Source organism: Hymenobacter guriensis (assembly GCF_015773195.1).
In the GTDB taxonomy this organism is placed as follows: Bacteria; Bacteroidota; Bacteroidia; order Cytophagales; family Hymenobacteraceae; genus Hymenobacter; species Hymenobacter guriensis.
Window position 1 is genome coordinate 311,794 of sequence record NZ_JADWYK010000002.1, and the last position, 22,925, is coordinate 334,718.

General features: G+C 58.6%; 26 protein-coding genes. 18 read left to right on the plus strand and 8 right to left on the minus strand.

From position 1 onward, the window contains the following. The first annotated feature begins 3 nt into the window (after positions 1 to 3). From I5L79_RS04755 to I5L79_RS04780, 6 genes are all read left to right on the plus strand, one after another. Positions 4 to 333, plus strand: a complete 330-nt coding sequence (locus I5L79_RS04755) for an STAS domain-containing protein (RefSeq protein ID WP_196953884.1) — start codon at positions 4 to 6, stop codon at positions 331 to 333. A gap of 28 nt (positions 334 to 361) precedes the next feature. After that, positions 362 to 772 carry an ATP-binding protein gene (locus I5L79_RS04760; RefSeq protein ID WP_196953885.1) on the plus strand — a complete coding sequence of 137 codons (411 nt, stop codon included), beginning with the start codon at positions 362 to 364 and terminating at the stop codon, positions 770 to 772. Positions 773 to 933: 161 nt separating this feature from the next. Continuing rightward, a complete protein-coding gene (locus tag I5L79_RS04765) occupies positions 934 to 3,225 on the plus strand; it encodes a peptidylprolyl isomerase (protein WP_196953886.1) in 2,292 nt (763 codons plus the stop codon). Between the two features lie 331 nt (positions 3,226 to 3,556). After that, the gene (locus I5L79_RS04770) at positions 3,557 to 4,945 is read left to right on the plus strand and encodes a peptidylprolyl isomerase (protein ID WP_196953887.1); all 1,389 of its coding nucleotides are present in this window, start codon (positions 3,557 to 3,559) and stop codon (positions 4,943 to 4,945) included. Between the two features lie 119 nt (positions 4,946 to 5,064). Continuing rightward, complete coding sequence (locus I5L79_RS04775; protein WP_196953888.1) at positions 5,065 to 6,027, plus strand: AAA family ATPase; 963 nt, start codon at positions 5,065 to 5,067, stop codon at positions 6,025 to 6,027. Positions 6,028 to 6,155: 128 nt separating this feature from the next. Further along, positions 6,156 to 6,596, plus strand: coding sequence for a hypothetical protein (locus I5L79_RS04780; protein WP_196953889.1), 441 nt, complete (start codon positions 6,156 to 6,158; stop codon positions 6,594 to 6,596). Positions 6,597 to 6,687: 91 nt separating this feature from the next. Here the strand turns inward: I5L79_RS04780 and I5L79_RS04785 are convergent, their stop codons facing one another. Next, positions 6,688 to 7,581 (minus strand): SDR family NAD(P)-dependent oxidoreductase, encoded by an 894-nt coding sequence (locus tag I5L79_RS04785; RefSeq protein WP_196953890.1) that lies wholly within the window; start codon positions 7,579 to 7,581, stop codon positions 6,688 to 6,690. A 188-nt stretch (positions 7,582 to 7,769) separates the two neighbouring features. On the opposite strand from I5L79_RS04785, the gene I5L79_RS04790 reads away from it, so the two are divergent. Further along, positions 7,770 to 8,369: a GNAT family N-acetyltransferase gene (locus I5L79_RS04790; protein ID WP_196953891.1), complete on the plus strand. Its 600-nt coding sequence runs from the start codon at positions 7,770 to 7,772 to the stop codon at positions 8,367 to 8,369. Here the strand turns inward: I5L79_RS04790 and I5L79_RS04795 are convergent. After that, the gene (locus I5L79_RS04795) at positions 8,366 to 9,544 is read right to left on the minus strand and encodes a hypothetical protein (protein ID WP_196953892.1); all 1,179 of its coding nucleotides are present in this window, start codon (positions 9,542 to 9,544) and stop codon (positions 8,366 to 8,368) included. The genes I5L79_RS04790 and I5L79_RS04795 overlap by 4 nt on opposite strands. 202 nt (positions 9,545 to 9,746) lie before the next feature. Between I5L79_RS04795 and recA the strand changes: the two genes are divergently transcribed. The 10 genes from recA (at position 9,747) to I5L79_RS04845 (ending at position 17,865) form a co-directional block, all read left to right on the plus strand. After that, a complete protein-coding gene (recA, locus tag I5L79_RS04800) occupies positions 9,747 to 10,847 on the plus strand; it encodes a recombinase RecA (RefSeq protein ID WP_196953893.1) in 1,101 nt (366 codons plus the stop codon). A 307-nt stretch (positions 10,848 to 11,154) separates the two neighbouring features. After that, entirely contained in the window at positions 11,155 to 11,943 is a 789-nt protein-coding gene (locus tag I5L79_RS04805) for a DUF3108 domain-containing protein (RefSeq protein ID WP_317191356.1), read from the plus strand. 134 nt (positions 11,944 to 12,077) lie between these two features. Then, a complete protein-coding gene (locus tag I5L79_RS04810) occupies positions 12,078 to 12,779 on the plus strand; it encodes a response regulator transcription factor (RefSeq protein WP_196953895.1) in 702 nt (233 codons plus the stop codon). 102 nt (positions 12,780 to 12,881) lie between these two features. Next, positions 12,882 to 13,949 carry a sensor histidine kinase gene (locus I5L79_RS04815; protein ID WP_196953896.1) on the plus strand — a complete coding sequence of 356 codons (1,068 nt, stop codon included), beginning with the start codon at positions 12,882 to 12,884 and terminating at the stop codon, positions 13,947 to 13,949. 38 nt (positions 13,950 to 13,987) lie between these two features. Beyond that, positions 13,988 to 14,701 (plus strand): RluA family pseudouridine synthase, encoded by a 714-nt coding sequence (locus I5L79_RS04820; protein ID WP_196953897.1) that lies wholly within the window; start codon positions 13,988 to 13,990, stop codon positions 14,699 to 14,701. 147 nt (positions 14,702 to 14,848) lie between these two features. Then, complete coding sequence (gene rplM, locus I5L79_RS04825) at positions 14,849 to 15,301, plus strand: 50S ribosomal protein L13 (protein WP_149070942.1); 453 nt, start codon at positions 14,849 to 14,851, stop codon at positions 15,299 to 15,301. Between the two features lie 33 nt (positions 15,302 to 15,334). Further along, entirely contained in the window at positions 15,335 to 15,721 is a 387-nt protein-coding gene (gene rpsI / locus I5L79_RS04830) for a 30S ribosomal protein S9 (RefSeq protein ID WP_196953898.1), read from the plus strand. A 21-nt stretch (positions 15,722 to 15,742) separates the two neighbouring features. Next, a complete protein-coding gene (rpsB, locus tag I5L79_RS04835; RefSeq protein WP_196953899.1) occupies positions 15,743 to 16,510 on the plus strand; it encodes a 30S ribosomal protein S2 in 768 nt (255 codons plus the stop codon). 158 nt (positions 16,511 to 16,668) lie between these two features. Then, positions 16,669 to 17,505 carry a translation elongation factor Ts gene (gene tsf, locus I5L79_RS04840; protein ID WP_196953900.1) on the plus strand — a complete coding sequence of 279 codons (837 nt, stop codon included), beginning with the start codon at positions 16,669 to 16,671 and terminating at the stop codon, positions 17,503 to 17,505. Positions 17,506 to 17,574: 69 nt separating this feature from the next. Next, a complete protein-coding gene (locus I5L79_RS04845) occupies positions 17,575 to 17,865 on the plus strand; it encodes a hypothetical protein (RefSeq protein WP_196953901.1) in 291 nt (96 codons plus the stop codon). 51 nt (positions 17,866 to 17,916) lie between these two features. On the opposite strand, the gene I5L79_RS04850 is transcribed toward I5L79_RS04845, so the two are convergent. Genes I5L79_RS04850 through I5L79_RS04870 form a run of 5 tightly spaced genes read right to left on the minus strand, consistent with a single transcriptional unit; the run spans position 17,917 to position 21,377 of the window. Next, positions 17,917 to 18,180 (minus strand): hypothetical protein, encoded by a 264-nt coding sequence (locus tag I5L79_RS04850; RefSeq protein WP_196953902.1) that lies wholly within the window; start codon positions 18,178 to 18,180, stop codon positions 17,917 to 17,919. Between the two features lie 7 nt (positions 18,181 to 18,187). Further along, complete coding sequence (locus I5L79_RS04855; protein WP_196953903.1) at positions 18,188 to 19,234, minus strand: DUF3089 domain-containing protein; 1,047 nt, start codon at positions 19,232 to 19,234, stop codon at positions 18,188 to 18,190. Then, the gene (locus I5L79_RS04860) at positions 19,218 to 20,339 is read right to left on the minus strand and encodes an SHOCT domain-containing protein (RefSeq protein ID WP_196953904.1); all 1,122 of its coding nucleotides are present in this window, start codon (positions 20,337 to 20,339) and stop codon (positions 19,218 to 19,220) included. Before I5L79_RS04860 ends, I5L79_RS04855 begins: the two co-directional genes overlap by 17 nt. A gap of 33 nt (positions 20,340 to 20,372) precedes the next feature. Continuing rightward, positions 20,373 to 21,095, minus strand: a complete 723-nt coding sequence (locus tag I5L79_RS04865; RefSeq protein WP_196953905.1) for a hypothetical protein — start codon at positions 21,093 to 21,095, stop codon at positions 20,373 to 20,375. 36 nt (positions 21,096 to 21,131) lie between these two features. Further along, a complete protein-coding gene (locus I5L79_RS04870; RefSeq protein WP_196953906.1) occupies positions 21,132 to 21,377 on the minus strand; it encodes a hypothetical protein in 246 nt (81 codons plus the stop codon). Positions 21,378 to 21,525: 148 nt separating this feature from the next. Here I5L79_RS04870 and I5L79_RS04875 point away from each other — a divergent pair, with 148 nt between their 5' ends. Continuing rightward, positions 21,526 to 21,702 carry a hypothetical protein gene (locus I5L79_RS04875; protein WP_196953907.1) on the plus strand — a complete coding sequence of 59 codons (177 nt, stop codon included), beginning with the start codon at positions 21,526 to 21,528 and terminating at the stop codon, positions 21,700 to 21,702. A gap of 152 nt (positions 21,703 to 21,854) precedes the next feature. Here I5L79_RS04875 and I5L79_RS04880 read toward each other — a convergent pair whose 3' ends face one another. Beyond that, entirely contained in the window at positions 21,855 to 22,883 is a 1,029-nt protein-coding gene (locus I5L79_RS04880; protein WP_196953908.1) for a YeiH family protein, read from the minus strand. Positions 22,884 to 22,925: the final 42 nt, after the last annotated feature.

Consider the following 22,925-nt stretch of genomic DNA (forward strand, 5'->3'; position numbering starts at 1 on the left):
GCTATGAAAATAACTCAAACCCCTTCGGACACCACGCTTACGCTAGTGCTTGATGGTGAGCTAGATGCCAGCTCGTCGGTTTTGCTCGATACGGAGCTTTCCAACCCGGCGGTGCTGAAATACCAGAAAGTCCTCATCGACTGCCAGCGGCTCAACTACATTTCTTCGGCCGGGTTAGGCGTTTTTATTTCGCATCTGCAGCGCTTTCAGGATGCCAACGTGAAGCTGGTTTTCTTCAACATGCAGGAAAAAGTGCACAACGTATTCGAAATTCTAGGGCTGGATAGTCTGATGACCATCGTGCCCTCGGAAACCGAGGCCGCCGCACTCTGATTTTGTGTATTCGGTCGTCTCGTAGCACATGAAGAACGCCATCCGCATCAGTTGCGAACGTAGCAACCTGAAGGTAGTGCGCGACTTTGTGTCCGAATACCTCGCCGCGCTGGGCCAGAGCGAGCTGCGCGTCAATCAGATTGTGCTGGCGGTGGATGAAATCGTGGCCAACATCGTAATTCATGCCAACGCCGAGGATGCCAGCAAGCATCTGGACGTGCGCCTGAACGTGGAAAACCAGGTTTTTCGGATTGAGCTGCGCGACCAGGGCTCGTCCTATTCCCCGGCTTCGTACCAGGAGCCCAACATGCCGGAGTACATCCAGCAGGGCCGCAAGGGCGGTATGGGCATGGCGCTGGTCAACCGCCTGATGGACCGGGTGGAGTTTACCCAGCACGGCGACTACAACATCTGCCGGCTCTACAAGCAGCTTATCTGAACCCGCCACGCGTGGTTCCTGTACGCACCCTGCCCGGCGGCAGGGTGCTTTCGTATACGCCCCACCGACCAAAAAAAATCCGTAAAATTGCGTCTGTCGGCCGCCTGCGCGCCGGGCAATTCCCTGCCTTTGCCGACGTTATGAGCTTTCTACTCCCCTGTATGCGCACACGCATTCTTTTCGCCGGAGCCGCCGCAGTGCTGCTAGCCGGGTGTCAAACCTCCAAACCCACCACGGCCGCCAAGCAGCCGGTTCTCGAAACCCTCGGCACCCACGAAGTGCCGGTTTCCGAATTTGCCTACGTTTATCGCAAGAACAACGCCTCGGCCCCCGAGGCCGGCACCCGCGCCAGCGTGCAGGAGTACCTGGACTTGTACACCAACTTCCGGCTGAAAGTGCTGGAAGCCGAAGCCCGCGGCCTCGACACCACCCAGGCTTTTCGGCAGGAGCTGGAAGGCTACAAGCAGCAGCTGGCCCAGCCCTACCTCACCGAGAAAAGCGTGACCGATAAGCTGGTGCGCGAGGCCTACGACCGGATGAGCAAGGAAATCAATGCGGCGCACATTCTGGTGCGCGTAGCTCCCGATGCCGACCCCAAAGACACCCTGGCCGCCTATCAGAAGCTGCAGGCTCTGCGCCAGCGCGTGAGCGGCGGGGAAGACTTTTATAAAGTAGCCGCCGAAGCTTCAGAAGACCCCTCGGCCAAGGAAAACGGCGGCCGCCTGGGCTACTTCACGGCTATGCAAATGGTGTATCCGTTCGAGTCGGCCGCGTTCAAAACTCCGGCCGGGCAGGTTTCGCAGCCCGTTCGCACCCGCTTCGGCTACCACATTATCAAGGTAAACGAAGTGCGGCCCGCCCAGGGCGAAATCAAGGTGGCACACCTCATGATTCGGGCCACGCCCGGCATGCCTGCTGCCGACTCGGTGACGGCCAAGAAGAAGATTGACGAACTCTACAGCCGCCTGCAGAAAGGCGAAAACTGGGAAAAGCTCGTGGGCCAGTTCTCGGAAGACGTGGGCTCCGCCGCCAACGCGGGGGAGTTGCCGCCCTTCAGCACCGGCCGCATGATTCCGTCGTTTGAGGAAGCTGCCTACCGCCTACAGAAGCCCGGCGACCTGTCTACGCCCGTGCAGACGCCCTACGGCTGGCACGTGATTAAGCTTATCGGCAAGCAGCAGCTGCCTTCCTTCGAGGAGATGGAACCCACGCTGAAAAGCAAGGTTTCAAAGGACTCCCGCTCGGAGCTGAACCGGGAAGCTTTCCTCAAGCGCATCCGTCAGGAAAACCAGTTCACCGAAAACAAAGCCGCACTGGACTACGCGTTCAGCAAAGCCGATACGTCCTTGACCAACGGCCGCTTCAAATACACCGTGCCCGCTACGGCCGTAAAGGCTCAGAAAGGCAAAGTAACCGACGAAACCGCGCTGTTTACCATCAAAGGCAAGGAGTACTCCACCAAGGACTTCCTGACCTACGTGCAGCAAAACCAGCGCGCCCGCCCCGGTGCCGACGCACGCCACACCATGCAGCTGCTCTACGACCAGTACGTGAACCAGACGCTGACCGACTTCGAGAAGTCGAACCTGGAAGCCAAGTATGAGGACTACCGCATGCTGGTGAAGGAGTACCGCGACGGGATTCTGCTGTTTCAGCTGATGGACGAGAAAGTATGGTCGAAAGCGGTGGAAGACACGGCGGGCCTGCAGAAGTTCTTCGCAGCCAACCAGGCCAACTATCAGTGGGCGCCCCGGGTGCAGGCCACCGTGGTAAGCGCCGCCTCCCCGCAGTTGCTGACGCAGGCCCAGAAGCTGCTGGCTACGGGCCAGTATCCGGTGAAGCGCACCGTGCCTGCCAGCGTAACCTTCAAAGCCAACACTGCGGAACTCACCAAAGCCGGCCAGGATGCCCTGGACCGCCTGGCAACAAGCCTCAGTAACGATACGGCCCTGACGGTGCGCGTAACCGGCCAGATAAAGCGTGGTGAAACCGCCACGCTAGCCAAGCGCCGCGCTACCCGTGTAGCCGACTACCTGAAAAGCAAGCAAGTAGCCGCCGGCCAGATTACGACCAACACCAACGCTCGCCCCGTCGCCAGCACCGCTTTGCTCAGCGTAACCACCTCGGCCCTGACCGGGCTGGAGGAAGCCCTGAACGAGCAGAACCCGCTGGCCGTGAAAGTAGAGCAGCGCCCCTACCAGAAAGGCGACAGCAAAGTAGTGGACGCCCTGCCCCAGCAGAAAGGCACCTACACCACCCAGCAGGATGGCCGCTACTACTTTGTGCGAGTTGAGGAAGTGCTGCCTGCCGGCCCCAAAAGCCTGGCCGATGCGCGCGGCCAGGCCACGGCCGACTACCAGAACTACCTAGAAAAAGAGTGGATTGCCGAGCTTCGCCAGAAATACCCCGTGAGCATCAACCAGACCGAAGTCGACAAGCTCATCACGAAGTAAGTTGTCAGTTCATAGCTGCCCATCATGCCGAGCAAAGCCGAAGCATCTCAGTAGTTTGGTAACCATTCTCCTAACCTCAGCATTCGAAATACTTCGGCTTTGCTCGGCATGACAAAAACCAACAAACGCCTCGGCCAAGACTGGTTGAGGCGTTTTTGTCTGTAGTCGGTGCAACGTTGCAGGGTGTTTGCGGCCTCTTTTGGCCGGCGGGCCGGGGCTTTTTGCCGGAGAACGTAATTATGATGAAATTTACGGGCGACTTTGGGCGTTTCCGGGTCAGTGAGCCGGCCTCGGCTGTTTGCCGTCCGCGGCTTTTCTTTAGGTAATTCTCATGACTGATTTTTTGCGTACCTCGGCCCGCGTGGCCGTGCTGGCCGCTGGGCTGGTAGCTGGTGTGGCCGGCAGCACGTTTGCCCAGCTGGGTATAGGCCGGCCGGTGGCCCGCCAGATTGTGGACGGCATCATCGTGAAGGTCGACAACCAGATTGTGCTTCGCTCCGACGTGGAGTTTGCCTACCTGCAGGAGCAGGCCCGCGCCGAGGGGAAAGCCTTGCCGCTGGACCTCAAGTGCCAGATTTTGCAGGGCATTGTGCTGAACAAGCTCCTGCTGGCCAAGGCCGAAACCGACTCCGTGGTGGTGGACGACAGCCGGGTGCGCGACGAGCTGGACCGCCGCATGAACTACTTCATTCAGCAGATCGGCTCCGAGAAAAAGCTCGAGGAGTACTACAACAAGCCCATCCGTCAGCTCAAGGAAGAGCTGCGCACCCAGGTAAAAGAGCAGCTGGTAACGCAGAAAATGCAGGACGAAATTTCCGGCAAAGTATCCGTAACGCCCCGGGAAGTACGCCAGTTTTTCGCCCGCATTCCCAAGGACTCCCTGCCTTACTACTCCACCGAAGTGGAAATCGGGCAGATTGTGAAGCTGGCTAAAACCAACTCCAAGGCCAAGCAGGAAACGCAAGCCAAGCTCAACGATATTCGGGCGCGGATTGTAGGTGGCGAAGATTTTGCCACCCTGGCCAAGCAGTATTCCGAAGACCCTGGCTCGGGCAAGGAAGGCGGCTACCTGGGCTTTTTCAAGCGCAAGGAGCTGGTACCGGAGTACGAAGCGGCCGCGCTGCGCCTGGAGCCGGGCGGTATTTCGCCGGTAGTGGAGTCGCAGTTCGGCTTCCACATCATTCAACTCATTGAGCGCAAGGGCGACAGTTATTCCACCCGCCACATCCTGCTCAAGCCCGCCGCCGCTACCGCCGACGTGAGCGAGGCCGGCCAGGAGCTAGCCAAGCTGCGTGCCCGTATTCTGGGCGACAGTATCTCCTTTGCCAAAGCCGCCAAGGACTTTTCCGACGACAAGTTCACCGGCGCCAGCGGGGGTCTGCTGCAAAACCGGCAGGAAGGCGGTTCGTTTTTGCCGCTAGATAAGCTTGACCCGGCCATCTTCTTTACCATTGATACGATGAAGGTGGGCAGCATCACGCCGCCCCTGCCCTACCGCACCGACGACGGCAAGGATGCTGTGCGCCTTATCTGGCTGAAGTCGAATACGCCGCCGCACCAGGCCAACCTCAAGGACGACTACCAGAAGATTGCCCAGGCCGCCCTCAATGAAAAGAAAAACAAGGCGCTGGATGACTGGTTCCTGAAAAACCGCGGCTCCGTTTTCATCGAAGTAGACCCCGAGTATACTGGCTGCAAGTTGCTGGACGCGGTAAACTAGTTTTCGGCTACCTTCATTTCTGAAAAAGCTAAACCGGCAAGCAACCTGCTTGGCCATTCTTAGTTGTTGGTTGTACGTAAGCCAGTCTGCAACTAAAGCCCATAATCAACAGCTCTTCTATGCCTTTTGCCTCCGATAAAGAAGCCGCCGACGCACTGGCCAATTCGTACCGTACGTTGCGCCAGGAAATCGGCAAGGTCATTATCGGACAGGACGATGTGGTGCGGCTGGTGCTGACGGCGGTGTTTTCGCAGGGCCACTGCCTGCTGGTGGGTGTACCGGGCCTGGCCAAAACGCTGCTCATCCAAACCATTGCCGACTCGCTGGACCTCTCGTTCAACCGCATCCAGTTTACCCCGGATCTGATGCCTTCGGACATTGTAGGCTCCGAAACGATGAACCAGCAACGGGATTTTCACTTCGTGAAGGGGCCCGTTTTCGCCAACATCGTGCTGGCCGACGAAATCAACCGTACGCCGCCCAAAACCCAGGCCGCTCTGCTCGAAAGCATGCAGGAGTACGCCGTGACGGTGGCCGGACAACGCTACCCGCTGGAGCGCCCGTTCTTCGTGCTGGCTACGCAAAACCCCATCGAGCAGGAAGGCACTTACCCGCTGCCTGAGGCCCAGCTGGACCGCTTTATGTTCAACATCGAGTTGGGCTACCCCAGCTACGAGGCCGAGCTGCAAATCGTGAAGAACACCACGTCCGACCGTAAAGCTACCGTCAGCAAAATCCTGCACGCCTCCGAAATCCAGGCCTATCAACAGCTGGTGCGCCGCGTGCCCGTGGCCGACAACGTGGTGGAATACGCCGTGGGGCTGGTGCACAAAACCCGCCCCGGCACGGCCCGTGCCGGCGGCCGCGCCTCGCAACTCCTGGAATGGGGCGCCGGGCCGCGGGCTTCGCAGCACCTCATTGTGGGTGCCAAGTGCAACGCCCTACTCAACGGCAAGTACTCGCCCGATATCGAAGACGTGCGCGCCGTAGCTTTGCCCATCCTACGACACCGCCTGGTGCGTAACTTTAAGGCTGAAGCCGAAGGCGTCACGGTCGAGCAAATCGTGCAAGAGCTGCTTTGAGGCAATTCTGAATGTTGAATTATGAATTCTGAATTTGTAATTCGACAAGGCCAAGGCTGTCCCCGGGATACTACCCGGCGCAGCCCAAACTAATTCAGAATTCATAATTCAACATTCAGAATTCTATCATGGAAGTCCCTGCTTACTACGCGCAGTTTGAGCGCAACCTGGCTATCATCCTCGACGCGCTGAAGGCCGGCCTCGACCTGCGCACGACTACGCTCGAAGTGTCGTTGCCGCTGGAAATCTACGTGCTCTGCGAGGTGCTCAACCAGGGTGGCGGCCAGTTCCGGCTTACTACTGATGGCCTGGCCCGCGTAGCCGAGTTTCAGGAGCAGTATCAGCAACAGGCCACGGCCACCGAAGGCATCATGCAGCGCCTGCTCGACGACAAGAAAGCCATGATGCGCACGCCCGAAGGCCGCGTGCTCACCAAGGAAATGCTGATCCGTCGACTGGAGTTCTTCAACGAAGCTGCCCGCCAGGTGAACGTGATGCGTACCCAAAGCTCCCTCGGCAGCCCTGCACAGGTGCGCTCCGGCATTGGCACGCTGAAAGTTCAGAAGTAGGTTTCAGTTGCTACTGGCACTGAAAAGGCCGCTCCAGATTATGGAGCGGCCTTTTTACTGTCGTAACAGCTGCGGCCCGACGCAGCTGTTGCTACCTCGTGACCATGGTGCCGGCATTCTGCGGCCGGATTTCGGCGTGCCCATCTTTGGCGTGCTGGATGTTCAGGGTTGACTCGGGCTCTTTTTTCAGGTCGCTGGGCACTTCTTCTCCGTGCAAACCCTTGGAAAGCGTCACGCCCCCGTCCACGAAATACGTGGCGCCGGTTACGTAGCTGGCTTCATCGGAGGCCAGGAAAAGGTACACGTTGGCTACTTCTTCGGGCGTACCGCGGCGGCCCAGCGGCACCCCGTTCACGGTATTCTTTTCCATTTTGCTGTCCATCGGGCCGGTTTCCTTGTGCGTCCAGGCTGTATCAATGGGGCCGGGACCGACGCAGTTCACGCGTACGCCGTGCTTGGCCTGCTCTACGGCCAGGCCGCGCGAAAACGTCATCACCCAGGCCTTGGTGCCCCCGTACGGCGTAATCATGGGGGAACCCATCTGCCCCGCCTCTGAGCCGGCCGAGACGATATTGCCGCGCGTTTTCTGCAGCTCCGGCAGGGCCGCCCGGCTCATCATAAACACCGTGTAGATGTTGTTTTTGATCATGTACTCAAACGCCTCTACCGGGTACTTATCCAGCTCGGCCGTGGCCGGAAACACCCCGGCGTTATTGATCAGGATATCCAGCTTGCCGTAGCGGCTCACCGCTTCCTGCACGCAGGCTTCGGCGGTGGCCTGGTGGGATACGTCGCCGGTGAAGGCGGTAGCGGTGCCACCGGCCTGCAGAATTTCTTCTACCACATCCCGCACCGGGTCTTCGGCCAGGCCGGCTACCACTACGGCCGCGCCCTCGCGGGCAAAACGTTTGGCTATGGCTTCGCCGATGCCTGAGCCGGCGCCCGTTACAATGGCTACTTTGCCTTGCAGTCTTCCAGTTGTCATATCATCAGGAGTTAAGCGGCCAGAGGCCACGAAAGTGAAAGCGCCTCATGCACCGCTTGAGCAGACGGGCACGGGGCGCTTTTTTCTAACGGCAACTGCCAAGTCGAGTTCATATAAAGCCATTACAAAACTTTGGCAACCCCGTAGTGGTACTGTAGGCAATGCGCGTTTCTGGCGCACTGCTGCGTATGGCTGGTTTGTTGGCTTCTGGTTTTGTTTCGCCCGCGGTGCCGCTGAGCACAGCGCGCCTGCTGCTGCGCCCCTACCACCCGACTGATGCGCTGGCCTTCTTCACCGTGCTCGATGCCAACCGCCTCCGGCTGCAGCCCGCTTTTCCGGCCCGCGTCGCGGCCGTGCGTACCCTGGCCAACGCCGAGCGGGTGCTGGATACTTTTCGCCACGACTGGCGCACGCGCCGCCTCTACGTGCTGGGCATCTGGGAGCAAGCCACCGGCCGCTACCTCGGCGACATCAGCCTGAAGCCTAACTGGACGGAACCGGTAACCTTGGAAATAGGGTACTACCTGGCAGCTGATGCCGAGGGCCAGGGCTACGCCCGCGAGGCTTTGCACGCAGCGGTACAGTTCGGGTTCCGGCTTAGCTCCGATGTGGCCCGTCAGCTTATTCGATGCCGCGCCGACAACCCGCGCAGCTGCGCCGTGGCCGAAGCGGCCGGGTTTCAGTTGTTGCCCCCGCGCCCCCGGGCCTGGCCCCTGCGCGCCTTCCGCACCGACGATATCCTGTATTTCTCTTTGAAGCGGGAAGATACCGTCATCCAGCCGGCTTAGTCGGCGGCGCGCTTGAGGGTGGAAAGCAGGAAGCTCTGGTTGAAGTTGAGGTAAAGCGCGAAGGAGAAGTCGAACAGGCCGTTGTTGAGGTCGTAGAGCGGCTCGAAGCGCGTGGTGAGTGTGAGATGGCCGGGTAGCTGGTAGTCCTTCAGAAACCGCAGAATAAGCAGCTGCCGCTCCCGTTCATTATAGCCCACATCCACCGGCGACGACGACACCGACTGGTACAGCCGCCCACCGAGCGGCGACACGTAGCCGCGCCCGTGCCAGTAGGCGAGCTGCACATTATTGAGGCGCGTATCTACCCCGGCGTTCAGGTACACGCCCGTTCCGTCGCGGAAGGGCAGTTCCTCGGTAAAGGAATAGTCGTTGAAATACGTCACGTACCCATCGAAATGCACCGCCGAAACGAAGTCGGAAGCCAAAGCCCGCCGCAGGCGCAGGCCGGTAGCCACGTTGAACAGGGTTTGCAGCGGCTTGTCAATGGTATCAATCTGGCCGCCGCGGTGCGTGGCTGTGAACTGAAACGGCAGCTTCAGCAGCCAGCCGGTAGAGTCGCCCAAGAGGCGGTGCTCAGTAGCCAGACCGCCGGCTACTTCTTCCTGAAAATTGCTGAACCGGTACTGCTGGCGCACCCAGTTCACCCAAGCATCCAGGCTACCGCGGGGCGTCTGGTGCTGGTACTGGATGCCTTCCTCGAGCCGGTTGGTGATGACGCGCTCAAAATCGAACATAGGCTCGATGTAGCCGTGGTGCAGGTTGCCCTCCAGGTTGCCGAAGATGAGCGTGTGCGGCCCTTGCCGGTACTTGAGCGTGAACAGCGGGCTTATCTGCTTGAAGCGGGGGGTGCCGTAGTCCTTCCACAAAAACACACCTGCCTCCAGCCGTAGGTTGGCCGTCGGGAAGTACACCAGCCGTGGCGCCAGCTGGGCCCCGAAGTAGGTAAGACCGGGGTCAATCTTGTTGAAGTACTCGTTGTCTTTGTTGAACAGGAAGCCCTGCACATCCAGCCGCAGCTGCCGCTCGTAGGCCGGCCCAACCGGGGAGCGGTGCAGAAAGGCGCGGTTATCGAGCTGGGCGGCGGCCGGCCGGGAAAATAAAATCAGCCCCAGTAGTGCCCAGGCCAGTCCCCGAAATTTGCCTTGTCCCTGACAGTCAGCCGCTAACTTTACCAAAAATTTTAGCATTGAAAAATTACCCCAGACTCAACGAATTTTTTTAGCATTGCGGGCACAAAATATAGGCCGGCGGCGTTACCACTAGCCGGCCCGAAACACCCCGGCTGCGGCCCAGGCAAAACCAGATTTTACGGTTGCAGGGCCGGCCCAAAACGCCTACATTCACCAAACCTAAGCATTTATCCCTAACCCCTCTCTAATGGCTGCTACCACAGACAAAGCCGAGAAAACCGCTTCCAACCCTCAGGCGGAGAAACTGAAAGCCCTTCAGCTCACGCTCGATAAGCTCGATAAGAGTTACGGTAAAGGTACCGTGATGAAGCTCAGCGACAACAAGGTGATGGACGTGGAAGTCATCAGCACCGGCTCGCTCGGCCTCGACATTGCCCTGGGCGTGGGTGGCCTGCCCAAAGGCCGCGTGGTGGAAATCTACGGTCCTGAGTCGTCGGGTAAAACCACGCTCACCATGCACTGCATTGCCGAAGCTCAGAAAAAGGGTGGCATTGCGGCCTTCATCGACGCCGAACACGCCTTCGATCCGGCCTACGCTCAGAAGCTCGGCATCGATACCAGCAACCTGCTCATTGCCCAGCCCGACAACGGCGAGCAAGCCCTGGAAATTGCCGATCAGCTGATTTCCTCCGGCGCCATCGACATCATTGTCATTGACTCCGTGGCCGCTCTAGTGCCGAAAGGCGAGCTGGAAGGCGACATGGGTGACTCCAAAGTGGGCCTGCACGCCCGCCTGATGAGCCAGGCCCTGCGGAAGCTTACCGGTACCATCAACAAAACCGGCTGCTGCTGCATTTTCATCAACCAGCTGCGCGAAAAAATCGGGGTTATGTTCGGCTCGCCCGAAACGACCACCGGTGGTAACGCCCTCAAATTCTACGCTTCCGTCCGCCTCGATATTCGTCGTATTGGCCAGATCAAGGAAGACAAGGACAACATCACCGGAAACCGCACCAAGGTGAAGGTGGTGAAAAACAAAGTAGCCCCGCCCTTTAAGGTTATTGAGTTTGACATCCTCTACGGCCAGGGCATTTCCAAAGTAGGCGAAATCCTGGACCTGGGCGTGGATATGGGCATCATTGCCAAGTCGGGCTCCTGGTTTTCCTACGAAGGCAACCGCTTGGGCCAGGGCCGCGAAGGTGTGAAAACCATCCTGCTCGACAACCCCGAACTGGCCGACAAGATTGAGGCCCAGATTCGGGCCATGGTGAAAGGTGAGCCCGAAGCCGCTCTGGCGGCCATTCCCGAAGACCGTAGCACCGACGAAGACGAGGACGAGGCTGAATAAGCTCTGCTGCTTTCTTCAACGCAAAAACCTCGTTGGCTCCGGCCGACGAGGTTTTTTTGTGCCTTGCTTTTCGCGGGGCATTCCGTAATTTGGACAGGCCGGCATCTGCACTTAATACAATTCCGTAGGTACCTGCCTGTTTTGCCTTCCTGAACCTCCCGCCCGGTATTTCGTTCCAGCTACTGGAGGCGGGCTTGACGCGCAGGCACGCTCTGTATATTTGCTGGCATTGCATTTGAATAGCGCCAGCCATTGCCAACATTTCTCACTTATGCTTCGCCGCTGGCTTCTTTTTACTCCTGTTGCTGTGTTGCTTGCATCAGCTTTGCTGAGTGCCCGGCCCGAATCTACGCAGCGTGCTATTCCGAATAACAGCTTTGCCAAGGGCGAAACCATGTACTACAAAGTACATTACGGCCTGGTAAACGCCGCCGATGCCACCATTGAACTATCCGACGAGCTACACCGCGTGAACGAGCGGCCCTGCTACCGTGCTACCGTCACGGGCCGCACCACCGGCTCCTTCGACTTTTTCCTGCGCGTCCGCGACACGTGGCGCTCCTACATCGATACCACCAGCATTCTGCCGCAGAAGTTTTTCCGCAACATTGAGGAGGGCAACTACCGCAAAAAAGAAACCGTGGACTTCGACCACGAGCGGGACGTAGCCGTGGTGGAAACCCGCAAACGGGACCGGGAGCCCCGACACGGCACCTACAAAGTGCCCGACAACATCCAGGACCTGGTGAGCGGCTTCTACTTTCTGCGCACCATCAACTACGACCAGCGCCGCATCGGTGAAATCATCCGGGTGAAAGGCTTTTTCGATGATGAGGTATTCGACATGGACGTCATCTACCGGGGCCGCGAAACCGTATCCACGAAAGTCGGCAGCATCCGCGCCATTAAGCTGGTGCCGCGTATGCCCAAGAACAAGCTTTTCAGCGGGGAAAATGCCGTCACGGTTTACCTTTCCGATGACCGGAATAAGATTCCAGTCCTCATCCAGGCCGAGCTGTTCGTGGGGGCCGTGAAAGTGGATATGTACAAATACCAGGGCTTGAAAAACAAGCTCAGCCTCGTAGCTAAAAACTAGACCGTCGGCGGCTCCCCTACGGGAGCCGCTTTTTTGCTTAGCAAGCTGACCTGTTAACGAAAACGTAACACACTGTCGCGCCTGGGCTTCGGTACTTTTGTGCGTTTTCCATTTCATCTGCAACCTGCTCCGCCATGCAAGTACCTGCCCACCCCAATGCGTACCGGATTCTGGTAGTAGATGACGACCCCGACATTGTGGAGCTGCTGGAATATAACCTGCGCAAGGAAGGCTACGAAGTCGCCAGCGCCCCCGATGGCCGCAAAGCGTTGGAAGTGGCCCCGCAGTTCAGCCCCGACATCATCCTGCTCGACGTGATGATGCCCCACCTCGACGGCATTGCGGCCTGCCGTCAGCTGCGCGAGCAACCCAAGTTCAAGGATACCTACATCATTTTCCTGACGGCCCGGGCCGAGGAGTTTTCGGAAGTAGCCGCTTTTGAGGCCGGCGCCGACGACTTCATTGCCAAGCCCATCAAGCCCCGGGCCCTGCTCAGCCGCCTGGCCGCCTTCGTGCGCCGCGACAAAGACCCCCAGCAGCAGTCCGAAACCATTGAAATCAACGGCCTGACTATTGACCGCACGGGCTTTGCCGTGTACCAGGACGGCCGCAAGATTTCCCTGCCCAAAAAGGAGTTTGAGCTGCTGGCCTTTCTGGCCGCCACGCCCCACAAAGTCTTCGGCCGCGACGAGCTGCTGCAGAATATCTGGGGCAACGACGTGTTCGTGCTGGCCCGCACCGTGGACGTACACGTGCGCAAAGTGCGCGAGAAAGTGGGCGAGCACCACATCCAGACCATCAAAGGCGTGGGCTACAAGTTCAATTCAGACAACTAAGTGAATAGTGAACCAGTGAAATGGTGAGTTTTACGTTCTGACCGCCCAAGTAAGAACGTAAAACTCACCATTTCACTGGTTCACTATTTCACCTTTCGCCCCGTGAGACTCAACCTTTCCTCGCGCACCATTGCCATTCTGCTGGCTTTGCTGGTGGCCTGCGTGCTCACCACGTTTGCCTGGATTGGCCCAACCCTCTCGTTTCGGGAGGCGTGCCTGGGCGCGGGCATCACGGTGGCGGCGTGCTTTCTGCTGGTGTACCTGTCGTTTGAGGCGCTGATTTTTCGCGAAGTCAACCAGATATACGCCGGGCTGGAGCACGTGAAGCGCAAGGAATTCCGGAAGCTGTCAAACAAGTTTCTGTTCCGGCCGGAGCCGCTCAAGCGCATGCGCGACGAAATCCTGGACATGGCCCAGCGCAAGCAGCAGGAAATCGACGAGTTGAAGCGCCTGCAGGCCCTACGCCGTGAGTTCCTGGCCGATGTGTCGCACGAGTTGAAAACGCCCATCTTCGCCGCCCAGGGGTTCGTGCATACCATTCTCGACGACGACGACATCGACGAAGTAACCCGTAAGAAGTTTCTGCAGAAAGCCGCCGGCAGCCTCGACGCGCTGGATGCCCTGGTGCAGGATCTGGTAACCATTGCCCAGCTGGAAAAAGGGGTGGTGCGCATGCGCCGCCAGCGCTTCGACCTGGCCCAGCTGATCCGGGATATTTTTGAGCAGCTGGAACTGCGCGCTGGCCAGCGCCAAGTACAGCTCCAACTGCTACCGGCCGGGACACCTGCCGGCGTATGGGTATTGGCCGACCGCAACCGCATCCGGCAGGTACTCATCAACCTGATCGACAACGCTATCAAGTACGGGCGGGCCAGCGGCCTGGTGACGGTAACGCTGCACGAAACTGCCAAAAGTGTGCGCGTAGAGGTGCGCGACGACGGCGCGGGCATTGCCGAAGAGCACCAGCACCGCATCTTCGAGCGATTTTACCGTATCGATAAGAGCCGCTCCCGCGACTCGGGCGGCTCCGGCCTGGGGCTGGCCATCAGCAAGCACATTGTGGAAGCCCACAAGTCCACCATCAAAATTCGCAGCGAAATCGGAAGGGGCACGGCTCTGGAGTTCAAGCTGGCCAAACCCAGGCAGCTCCCTGAGGCAGCCGAAAGCTAATGCTTCGGGGCGGGTACCGTACCTTTGTGCTTCCTGATATGAAGCTACCCGATTTCTCCGACCTGATTCTGTTTGAGGACGAAGACTACGTCGTCATCAACAAGCCCCCATTCCTGGCCACGCTCGACGAGCGGTTTGGCGGCGCGCCTAACATCCTGCGCCTGGCCCGCGAGCAGTACGACGACATCCAGGCCTGTCACCGCCTCGACAAGGAAACGAGCGGGGCCCTGGCTTTGGCCAAAAACCCCGAGGCCTACCGCCACTTGGCCATGCAGTTTGAAAACCGCGAGGTAAAGAAAGTGTACCACGCCGTAGCCTGGGGTGTGCATGACTACGACGGCCTGCGCGTGGAGCGCAGCATCGAAACCACCACCAAAGGCAAAGCCCGGCTAGCCTATAAAGGCAAGCCTGCCACCACGCTGGTACGCACCCTTGAGGCCTTTGCCCGCCACACCTTGCTCGAGTGCCAACCCATTACGGGCCGCATGCACCAGATTCGGCTGCATCTGGCTTACCTGCAGGCACCCATCGTAGGCGACCAGATGTACGGCGGCGACGACTTCTATTTGTCGTCGCTCAAGAAGAAGTTCAATGTGAAGCAGGGCGAGGAAGAGCAGCCCTTTATCAAGCGCTTTGCCCTGCACGCCGCCAACCTCACCTTCGCACGCCTCGGCGGCGAGACTGTGACGATTGAGGCGCCTTATCCCAAGGACTTCCGGGTGCTGGTCGACACGCTGCGCCAGTACAGCTAAAAGATACGTGAGGCTAACGACAACACTTTCAGGCAGAAATAGTGGGGTTTGGTTTGGATTTATAGTGAAAGGCGGTAACTTTGTGTCCGTTTTTCCCGGACCCATGCTGGGTTCTGTCTCATTTTCAAACGCTTACCTTCCTTCCCAATGGATCATCTGAGCTTCAAGACGGTATCCGTCAACAAAGCCAACGCCGATAAGGCCTGGGTGGTGGTTGATGCCAGTGTTGCGCCGCTGGGCCGTCTGGCCAGCCAGATTGCCAACATGCTGCGTGGCAAGCACAAACCTTCCTTCACGCCCAACTCGGATTGCGGCGACAACGTCATTGTTATTAACGCCGACAAGCTGCGCGTTACGGGCAAGAAGTTGACCGACAAAATCTACATCACGCACTCGGGCTACCCCGGCGGCCAGAAGCGCATCAACCTGCGCGACAAGAAAGCCAAGAACTCGGCCAGCGTGATTGAGCACGCCGTGAAAGGCATGCTGCAGGGCAACAAGCTGGGCGCGGCCCAGTTCCGCAACCTGTACGTGTACAAAGGTGCCGAGCACCCCCACCAGGCCCAGCAGCCCCAGGCTGTTGAACTCACTAACCTCTAAGCCGAATTCGGCGTCTCTTTAATTCTTCACTTAATGGAAATCTCCAACACCTCTGGTAGAAGAAAAACCTCGGTGGCCCGCATATACATGCAGGCCGGGCAAGGGAATATCACTATCAACGGCCGGGAAATGAAAGCCTACTTTGGCAATGAACTCCTGGAAAACATCGTGAACCAGCCTTTGGCGACGGTTGAGCAGCTCAACCAGTACGACATCAAGGTGAACGTGCGCGGTGGTGGCATCTCGGCTCAGGCCGAAGCCATCCGTCTGGCCATCTCGAAAGCCCTCGTGGGCGACAACGCAGAGGTTCGCCCTGCTTTGAAGAAAGAAGGCTTCCTGACCCGCGACCCGCGCATGGTGGAACGCAAGAAATTCGGCAAGCGCAAAGCGCGTCGTTCGTTCCAGTTCTCGAAACGCTAATCTTCCAGAGGAACCCCTATCATGGCTCAGACCACCACGTATAAAGAACTGCTGGACGCCGGTGCCCACTTTGGTCACCTGACGCGTAAGTGGGACCCAAAAATGGCGCCGTACATCTTCATGGAGAAGAACGGCATCCACATTATTGACCTGAACAAAACCCTCGTTTCGCTCGAGCAGGCCGCCAACGCTATCCGCAACATCGCCAAGAGCGGTCGGAAGGTAATGTTTGTTGCCACCAAGAAGCAGGCGCAGGAAATTGTTTCGGATGAGGCTAAGCGCCTGAAAATGCCTTTCGTTACGGACCGTTGGCTGGGTGGCATGCTCACCAACTTCGCTACCGTACGCAAGTCGCTGAAGAAAATGAGCACCATCGACAAGATGGTGAAGGAAAACACGGCCTATGCAGCCCTTGCCAAGCGCGAGAAGCTGATGATGAGCCGCGAGCGGGAAAAGCTGGAGCGTGTACTCGGGGGCATTGCCGACCTGAGCCGCCTGCCCGCTGCCCTGTTCGTGGTAGACGTGAAGCGTGAGCACATTGCCGTGAAAGAAGCCCAGAAGCTGGGTATCCCGGTGTTTGCCATCTGCGACACGAACTCAAACCCCGAGCAAGTACAGTTCCCGATTCCGGCCAACGACGATGCCTCGAAATCTATCCAGCTCATCGTGAGCATCATGGGTAAGGCCATCGAAGACGGTCTGTCGGAGCGCAAAGTCGACAAAGAAGACGCCGACAAGAAGCAGGCTGAAGAAGAAGGCATCCAGGAAAAACAGGCTGCCGACGAATAAGCTCTTTTCGTAGAAGCAAGAACTGAGAAGTTAGAGGTTAGAGGTTCGGGGAGTTAATTCACTTTTCAGACTCTGCCTCTAGCTTCTTCTTGCTTTTAATAGCCTATTCGCTTTTTCCTCTAAGTTCTAAGCTCTCAACTCTAAGTTCTAACAATACAATGGCAGCAATTACCGCCGCAGACGTAAACAAGCTCCGCACCATGACCGGCGCGGGCATGATGGATTGCAAAAAAGCCCTGACCGAAGCCGATGGTGACTTCGAAGCCGCCCGCGACATTCTGCGTAAGCAGGGCCAGAAAATTGCCGACAAGCGCGCTGAAAACGAAACCTCCGAAGGCTTTGTAGCCGTGAGCGTAAGCGAAGACGGCACCAACGGTAAGCTGGTAGCCTTGGCTTGCGAAACGGAGTCGGTTGCGAAAGTGGCTAGCTTCCGCGAGCTGGTTCAGCGCATTCTGGACGCCGCCGTGCGCACCAACGCCGCTACCAAAGAAGACCTGCTGGCCACCAAGGAAGAAGATGGCCTGAGCATTCAGGAGCACATCACCGACCTGATGGGCAAAATTGGCGAGAAGCTGGATTTGACCTATGCTACCCTGACGGCTGAGAAAGTAGCTTCCTACATTCACTCCGACAGCAAGAAAGGCGTACTCGTAGGCCTGAAAAACGTTGGTGGTGCTGACACCGCCGCCGTAGGCCGCGACGTAGCTATGCAGATCGTAGCCATGAAGCCCGTAGCCGTGGACAAAGACGGAGTAGATGCTTCCATCACGGAGCGCGAAATTGAAATCGGCAAAGAGCAGGCGCGTGCCGAAGGCAAGCCCGAGGCGATGCTGGAGAAAATTGCCCAGGGCAAGCTCAACAAGTTCTACAAGGAAAACACCTTGCTGAACCAGGAGTTCGTGAAGGACAACTCCCTGACTATTGCCCAGCTGCTCGACAAAACGTCGAAAGGCATGACGGTATCAGACTTCAAGCGCGTGGCCATTGGTGCCTAAGCTTTTGGTTTAGTCTTACAAAAAGCCCCGCTGGCATTGTGCCAGCGGGGCTTTTTCTATTTTTAGTGGATGAATAACATTCGAAAAGCGGCTTACCGAAACATCATCTACCAATTCTTACTTGACGTTCGAACTGAGCCTGTTCCGCTAATGGATGATAAGCGCGCCATTATAAAGGGCAGGTACGCTGGACCAGTGGCTTACCAACTGCACAATCTGGCATTAGCCTCCGTAAATGACTTCGTTGATTTCGATGAAAGACATTTTTGGGCTTCCATTGACAGCTTTAACCAACGCAATCCAGAAACGAATATCATACACTTGCGCGTGGCTTTTGAAGCACTTCTGCGTTCTGGGTAGATATCAGGGAAAGCCCCGCAGGCATCGTGTTGGCGGGGCTTTTCTTATAGTTTATCCTTCTGGTACATCATCTGTATAGAACTCGCGTCCTACCCGTTCATCAAAAGCTTGAATAAGCGCTTCTAGAACTTGGAGTGGAATATCTGATGAAATAAAGACAGCCATCGAAATCTGCCTACGCTTATCATCCCGGAAGATTTCAGCTATGTGTGTCCGGCTTGGTATTTCCCACAGCTCGCACCCTATTCCGAATCGGGTTGAAAAGTCGCCTGCCACAACGATTTCATACCCCTTGCCATCTACTTCAAAACCCATAGCTTTTTCACTTTTGTCGCCGCTCCCACGCCTGCACCCTTGCTACGGCGTTGCGGCGCACACTCTGGTAGAACATGCCGTAGTCGACGATGTGGAAGGAGTGCCGCAGCTCGGCGTGGCCGGGTAGCAGGAAGCGCACGTAGCCGCCGGGCTTGGGTGGATGCACCCACAGAATGCCGTTGTGAATTTTGGCATCCACGGCGGCCGTATCGAGCCGGTCGAAGCCGTAGGGCACGCTGCCGCGGTTAAGGGAAGCAGGGGCGGCAGCCGTGTCGGTGGTCCAGGTAAGCGGGTTGACGACGGCCGAGCCCACGTAAGGCGGGTACTCTTTGCCCCAGGAGGCCGCGTTCCAGCTCACGTAGCAGCCGGTAGCCAACGAATCGGGGCAGGGCTGCAGGGTCTGGTATTCCTTGGGGTTCACGGAGAAACCCACCAGGTACGCCACTACCAACTGGCGGCGCAGCTTCGGGTCATTGTCGAAAAACTCCTTCAGCAGGCGCCGGGCGTGGAAGCTACCCTGGCTATGCCCTGCCAGGATAATAGGACGCCCCTGGTTGTAGTTGGCCAGGTAATACTGAAAAGCCTTTTTCACGTCCTGGTACGCCAATTCCTGGGCGTTACGGGCGTTGGCCGAGCTGTCGAAAAACGAAAACAACGCCGCCTGCCGGTAGCGGGGCGCGTAGATGCGGCCGGCGGCGTTAAATACGCTGCCCTGCTTACGGATGCTGAACCTATCGGTGAAGCGGTTCAGCTCGGTATCGGCTAAGTCGCCGTTCCAGGCTTTGGGGCGGATAAGGGTAGTGAGGTGCAGGAAAAATACGTCAGCCGGGGCCGTAGCCTGCTGGTCGCGGAAAGCGGTATGGTCCGGGTGGGCGTCGGCCGAGTCCCGGGTAGTGGGCAGGGCGGCCCAGCTTTCGGGCCGACTATAGTCGGGCGCAGCGGGCACGGTAGCCGTGAAGGTTTGCTTAGGCCGGATAACGTTGATGCTGCAGCCAGCCAGCATTGCCACCAGCAGCAGGCCAATCCATGCTCCCGCCTTATTCACTGAATACATTTTCCAACAGCCGCTCCTGACGCAAGTAGGTTATCTTGAAGTTCTTGTCGAGGCGCACGCGCACCTGCGCCGTGGTTTGCTGGTGCTGCTGCTTGGACTGGCGGAAGGCCCGGCTTTTCTCGCGGTAGGTAATCATGCGGGAGCCATCCTCCGTCACGGGCCCTACCTGCAGGCTGCCGGGCTCGATGCTGGTTTCGGCCTCCGTAAACTCGGGGAAGTGCGACTTCGCCAGCTCTTCGTTGATGGCAGCGGGCGTGACATTCTGCTGGGTGTAGAACCGCTCAACCTGCGGGGCAAAGTGGCTGGCAGCATCGAAGGGCGCCGCTTTCAGATCTTCGTAGTAAGAAGTCAGCGCGTTTTCTACTTGACTCCGTACAGCGTTGTCGTCGGGTGCAGGGGTAGCGGCGGGCGTCGTTTCGGGCGCTGCTGGAGCCGTGGCCGCCGAATCGGTAACGGGAGCAGCGGGTGGCAGTACGGGGGCCACGCGCACGGTTTCGGGGGCGGCAGCCGGTTCCAGCTCTATCTGCTCGGATTGCGGGCCTTCTTCCGGCTGCACGGCCAGGGAGTCGGCAGCCGTCATCGTCGTGCTGGTCAGGCGCTCCGATTCGCGGTTGCCGATGGCCAGATACGCCACCAAGCCCAGCAGCGCCACGATACCTCCAATAATCAGCACCAGCATCAGCGGATTGCGCGGGGCCGGCTCCTCATACTCCGGCTCCGACGCGGCTACGGGTGGCGGACTGGCGGAGAAGTCGGGCTGCCCGGAAGGCGACTCCTGGGGCCGGCCGGCTTCCGTAGGGTGCGTGAAAAACTCGGCGGGCGTAGCGCGCACGGGCGGTAGCTCGGCAGCCGGCGGGGCCGGAGCGGGAGGGCTTTCCACGTAAATAGGCAAGCCCGGGTCTTCCACGGGACCGGGAATTACATGCTCTTCGGGCGGCACCACGGGTGACACGGGCACCGGCGGCGCAGCCGGCGCGGGCGCCTGGCCTTCCCCAAACAGCAGCTTGCGCTTGAGCGTGTCGAATTCCTGGGGCGTGATGGTGCCCGCATCCAGCCATTCTTTCAGCTGGCGCAGGGTTTCGAGGGGAGAAGAGTCCTGGGACATAGCAAGGCGCGGCCGCCGAATAGCGGCTCCGGGTTATTTACGGTCGAGGGCAGAAAGACGGTCTTTACGGCGTTGCAGCTGGGCTTTGCGAATTTCCAGCAGCCGGGCGTTTTCGATGAGCTTCACCGAGTCCTGCCGGGCTTTCAGCGTGTTTTCGATGTTCTGCTTTTTCAGGGCTTCGATGCGGGCCAGGTTGGCGGTGGTGTTGGACTGCATGTTTTTGATATCCTTGTTCAGGTCGTCCTTTTCCTTTTCGCCATCCTTGAGGCGCTTCTCGGCCTCCTCAATCTGCTCTTTGTAGGCCTTGAGGCGGGCGGCCGTGGCAAACGACTGCACCATGCCGCGCAAAGCCGCGTACTCCGACACGGTTTTGTCGGGGTGCAGAAACGCGTCCGGCCCCAGCGCGGCCCATACCGACAGCTCGGCGGTGGAATCGGTGGGCGCCGTGACGGCGGAGTACAGATCCAGCAGCTTGCCCGATACGCTCGACACCTGCGTCTGCTTGGCTTCCATTACGTCCTTCTTGCCCACGCCCAGCACGCCCCCGCCTTTCAGCTTGATGTTGTAGGTATCCTTCAGCCAGCTTTGCCAGAACTCGCGCGTCCACTGCGCGGTGCCGTCTATCTGCACTTTCACCGCATCCCGCTCCCGCTTTTCAAACTGCACGCTGCCGGGGCGCACTTCGTAAAGCTGCGCGGCGGCGGGCAGGTTGGCCAGCAGCGTAAGTAGCAAGGTCAACAATCCGAGGTATTTCATAGTCAGCAAAGGAAAAGAACAAGGAAAGAAGGGCCGCTACAGGCCCTGCCGGTCGAAGGCGGCCTGCAAATCCTGGCGCATGAGGGTGAAACGCTGCACGGCCGCCTGAATAAATTCCGCGTCCAGCAGCGCGTACACGTCGGCTTCGCTGGTCACGTCCAGCTCGCTCACCTTGTAGGTTTGCTCCAAAGGGCCTTTTTCGAGCTTGATAAGGTACTTCCCGTTCCAGGAGAACAGGGTGATTTTCGCGTCGGGGTGCGGAATATCGGCCAGTTGGCGCATACAAAGAAAGTGGCAGGCGAATTGACTGGTGCGAAGATAGCCACCCGGCGCCAACCCCGGGGAAAACTCCACGATAACACCCCGCCCCTGCCCGCGTATAGTTAAGCGTCCTTCCCAGGATTTTTTCTCACCTCAACCTTTCTACATCATGCCACAGGGAGATAAATCGGCGTACACCGACAAGCAGAAGCGGCAGGCCGAACACATTGAAGAAAGCTACGAGCAGCGCGGGGTTTCGGAAGAAGAAGCCGAAAAACGTGCCTGGGCCACCGTCAACAAGCAGGATGGCGGCGGCAAAAAGAGCGGCTCCGGCCGGAAGAACTAGCGCATACATTAAAACCGTAAAAAGCCCCTGACGTACACACGTCAGGGGCTTTCTGGTAAAAATACGTCTCTGGTGCTGTACAGGACGGATTGCTTCGAAACTGGCTTGATGCGCCATATGCTCGCAATGCCTGTTTTTCACGACTTCACCTTTTACAACTTCACCATTTTCAGGATAGCCCACAGCGAAACGCTGGAAACTACCGCCCACAGCAGCACGCCCTGCACAAAGGGCCGGATGCCGACGGAGCGCAACACCGTGCCGGATAACCCGGCTCCAATCAGAAACAGGGTTAGGGTAAGGCCCACTTTGGCCAGGGCCACTACTAGCGGAGCTACGGGCTGCAAGGCGAGCACGTAAGTATTGAGCAGCATAGCGCCCACGAAGCCAAGAATAAACCAGGGCAGCGCTACTTTCGCGCCGGGCGTTTTGAACAGTAGGGCCGTGCCCAGTGCCACCGGAATAATCCAGAGGGCCCGGGCCAGCTTCACGGTAGTGGCAATGCGCAGGGCTTCGTCGCCGTACTGGCTGGCGGCGCCTACTACGGAGCTGGTGTCGTGAATGGCAATGGCGGCCCAGAGGCCAAACTGGTGCTGGCTAAGCTGCAGGGCATGGCCCACGGCCGGAAACAGAAACAGCGCCACCGAATTCAGGATAAACACCGTGCCCAGGGCCACCGACATCTGGCCTTCGCCGGCGCGCAGCACCGGGCCCACCGCCGCAATAGCGCTGCCGCCGCAAATGGCGGTGCCGCTGGCAATGAGATGAGAAATACGTCCGTCAATGCCCAGCCAGCGGCCCAGCAGCCCGCCCAGCAGCAGCGTGCCAACAATGGAAGCCACCGAAAACAGCAAGCCTTCCTGCCCCGCCTGTAACGCCTGCTGCGCGTTCAGCCCGAACCCCAGTCCGATAACCGACCACTGCAACAGCCGCGTGGTGAAGCGTTTGCTCTGAGCCGGAAACGGGTTGCCAACTACCAGCGCCACCAGCAACCCCAGCACCAAAGCCAGTGGCGGGGAACCGATTGGCGACAGGCAAACCAACAAAGCCAGGAAAAACAGAAGCTGCTGGCCCGTGAGTGACAAGTGGCCTAGCGGCCGGAACTGGCGCAAGGCTTCCTGCAGGTTTTTGAGGAGGTCGGGTAGGTTGAGGTGGGGGGTGAAGGAAGCTTTGGCGGGCATGGGGTGGGCCTGAATTACCCACAAAAGTACGGCAGCCTCTCG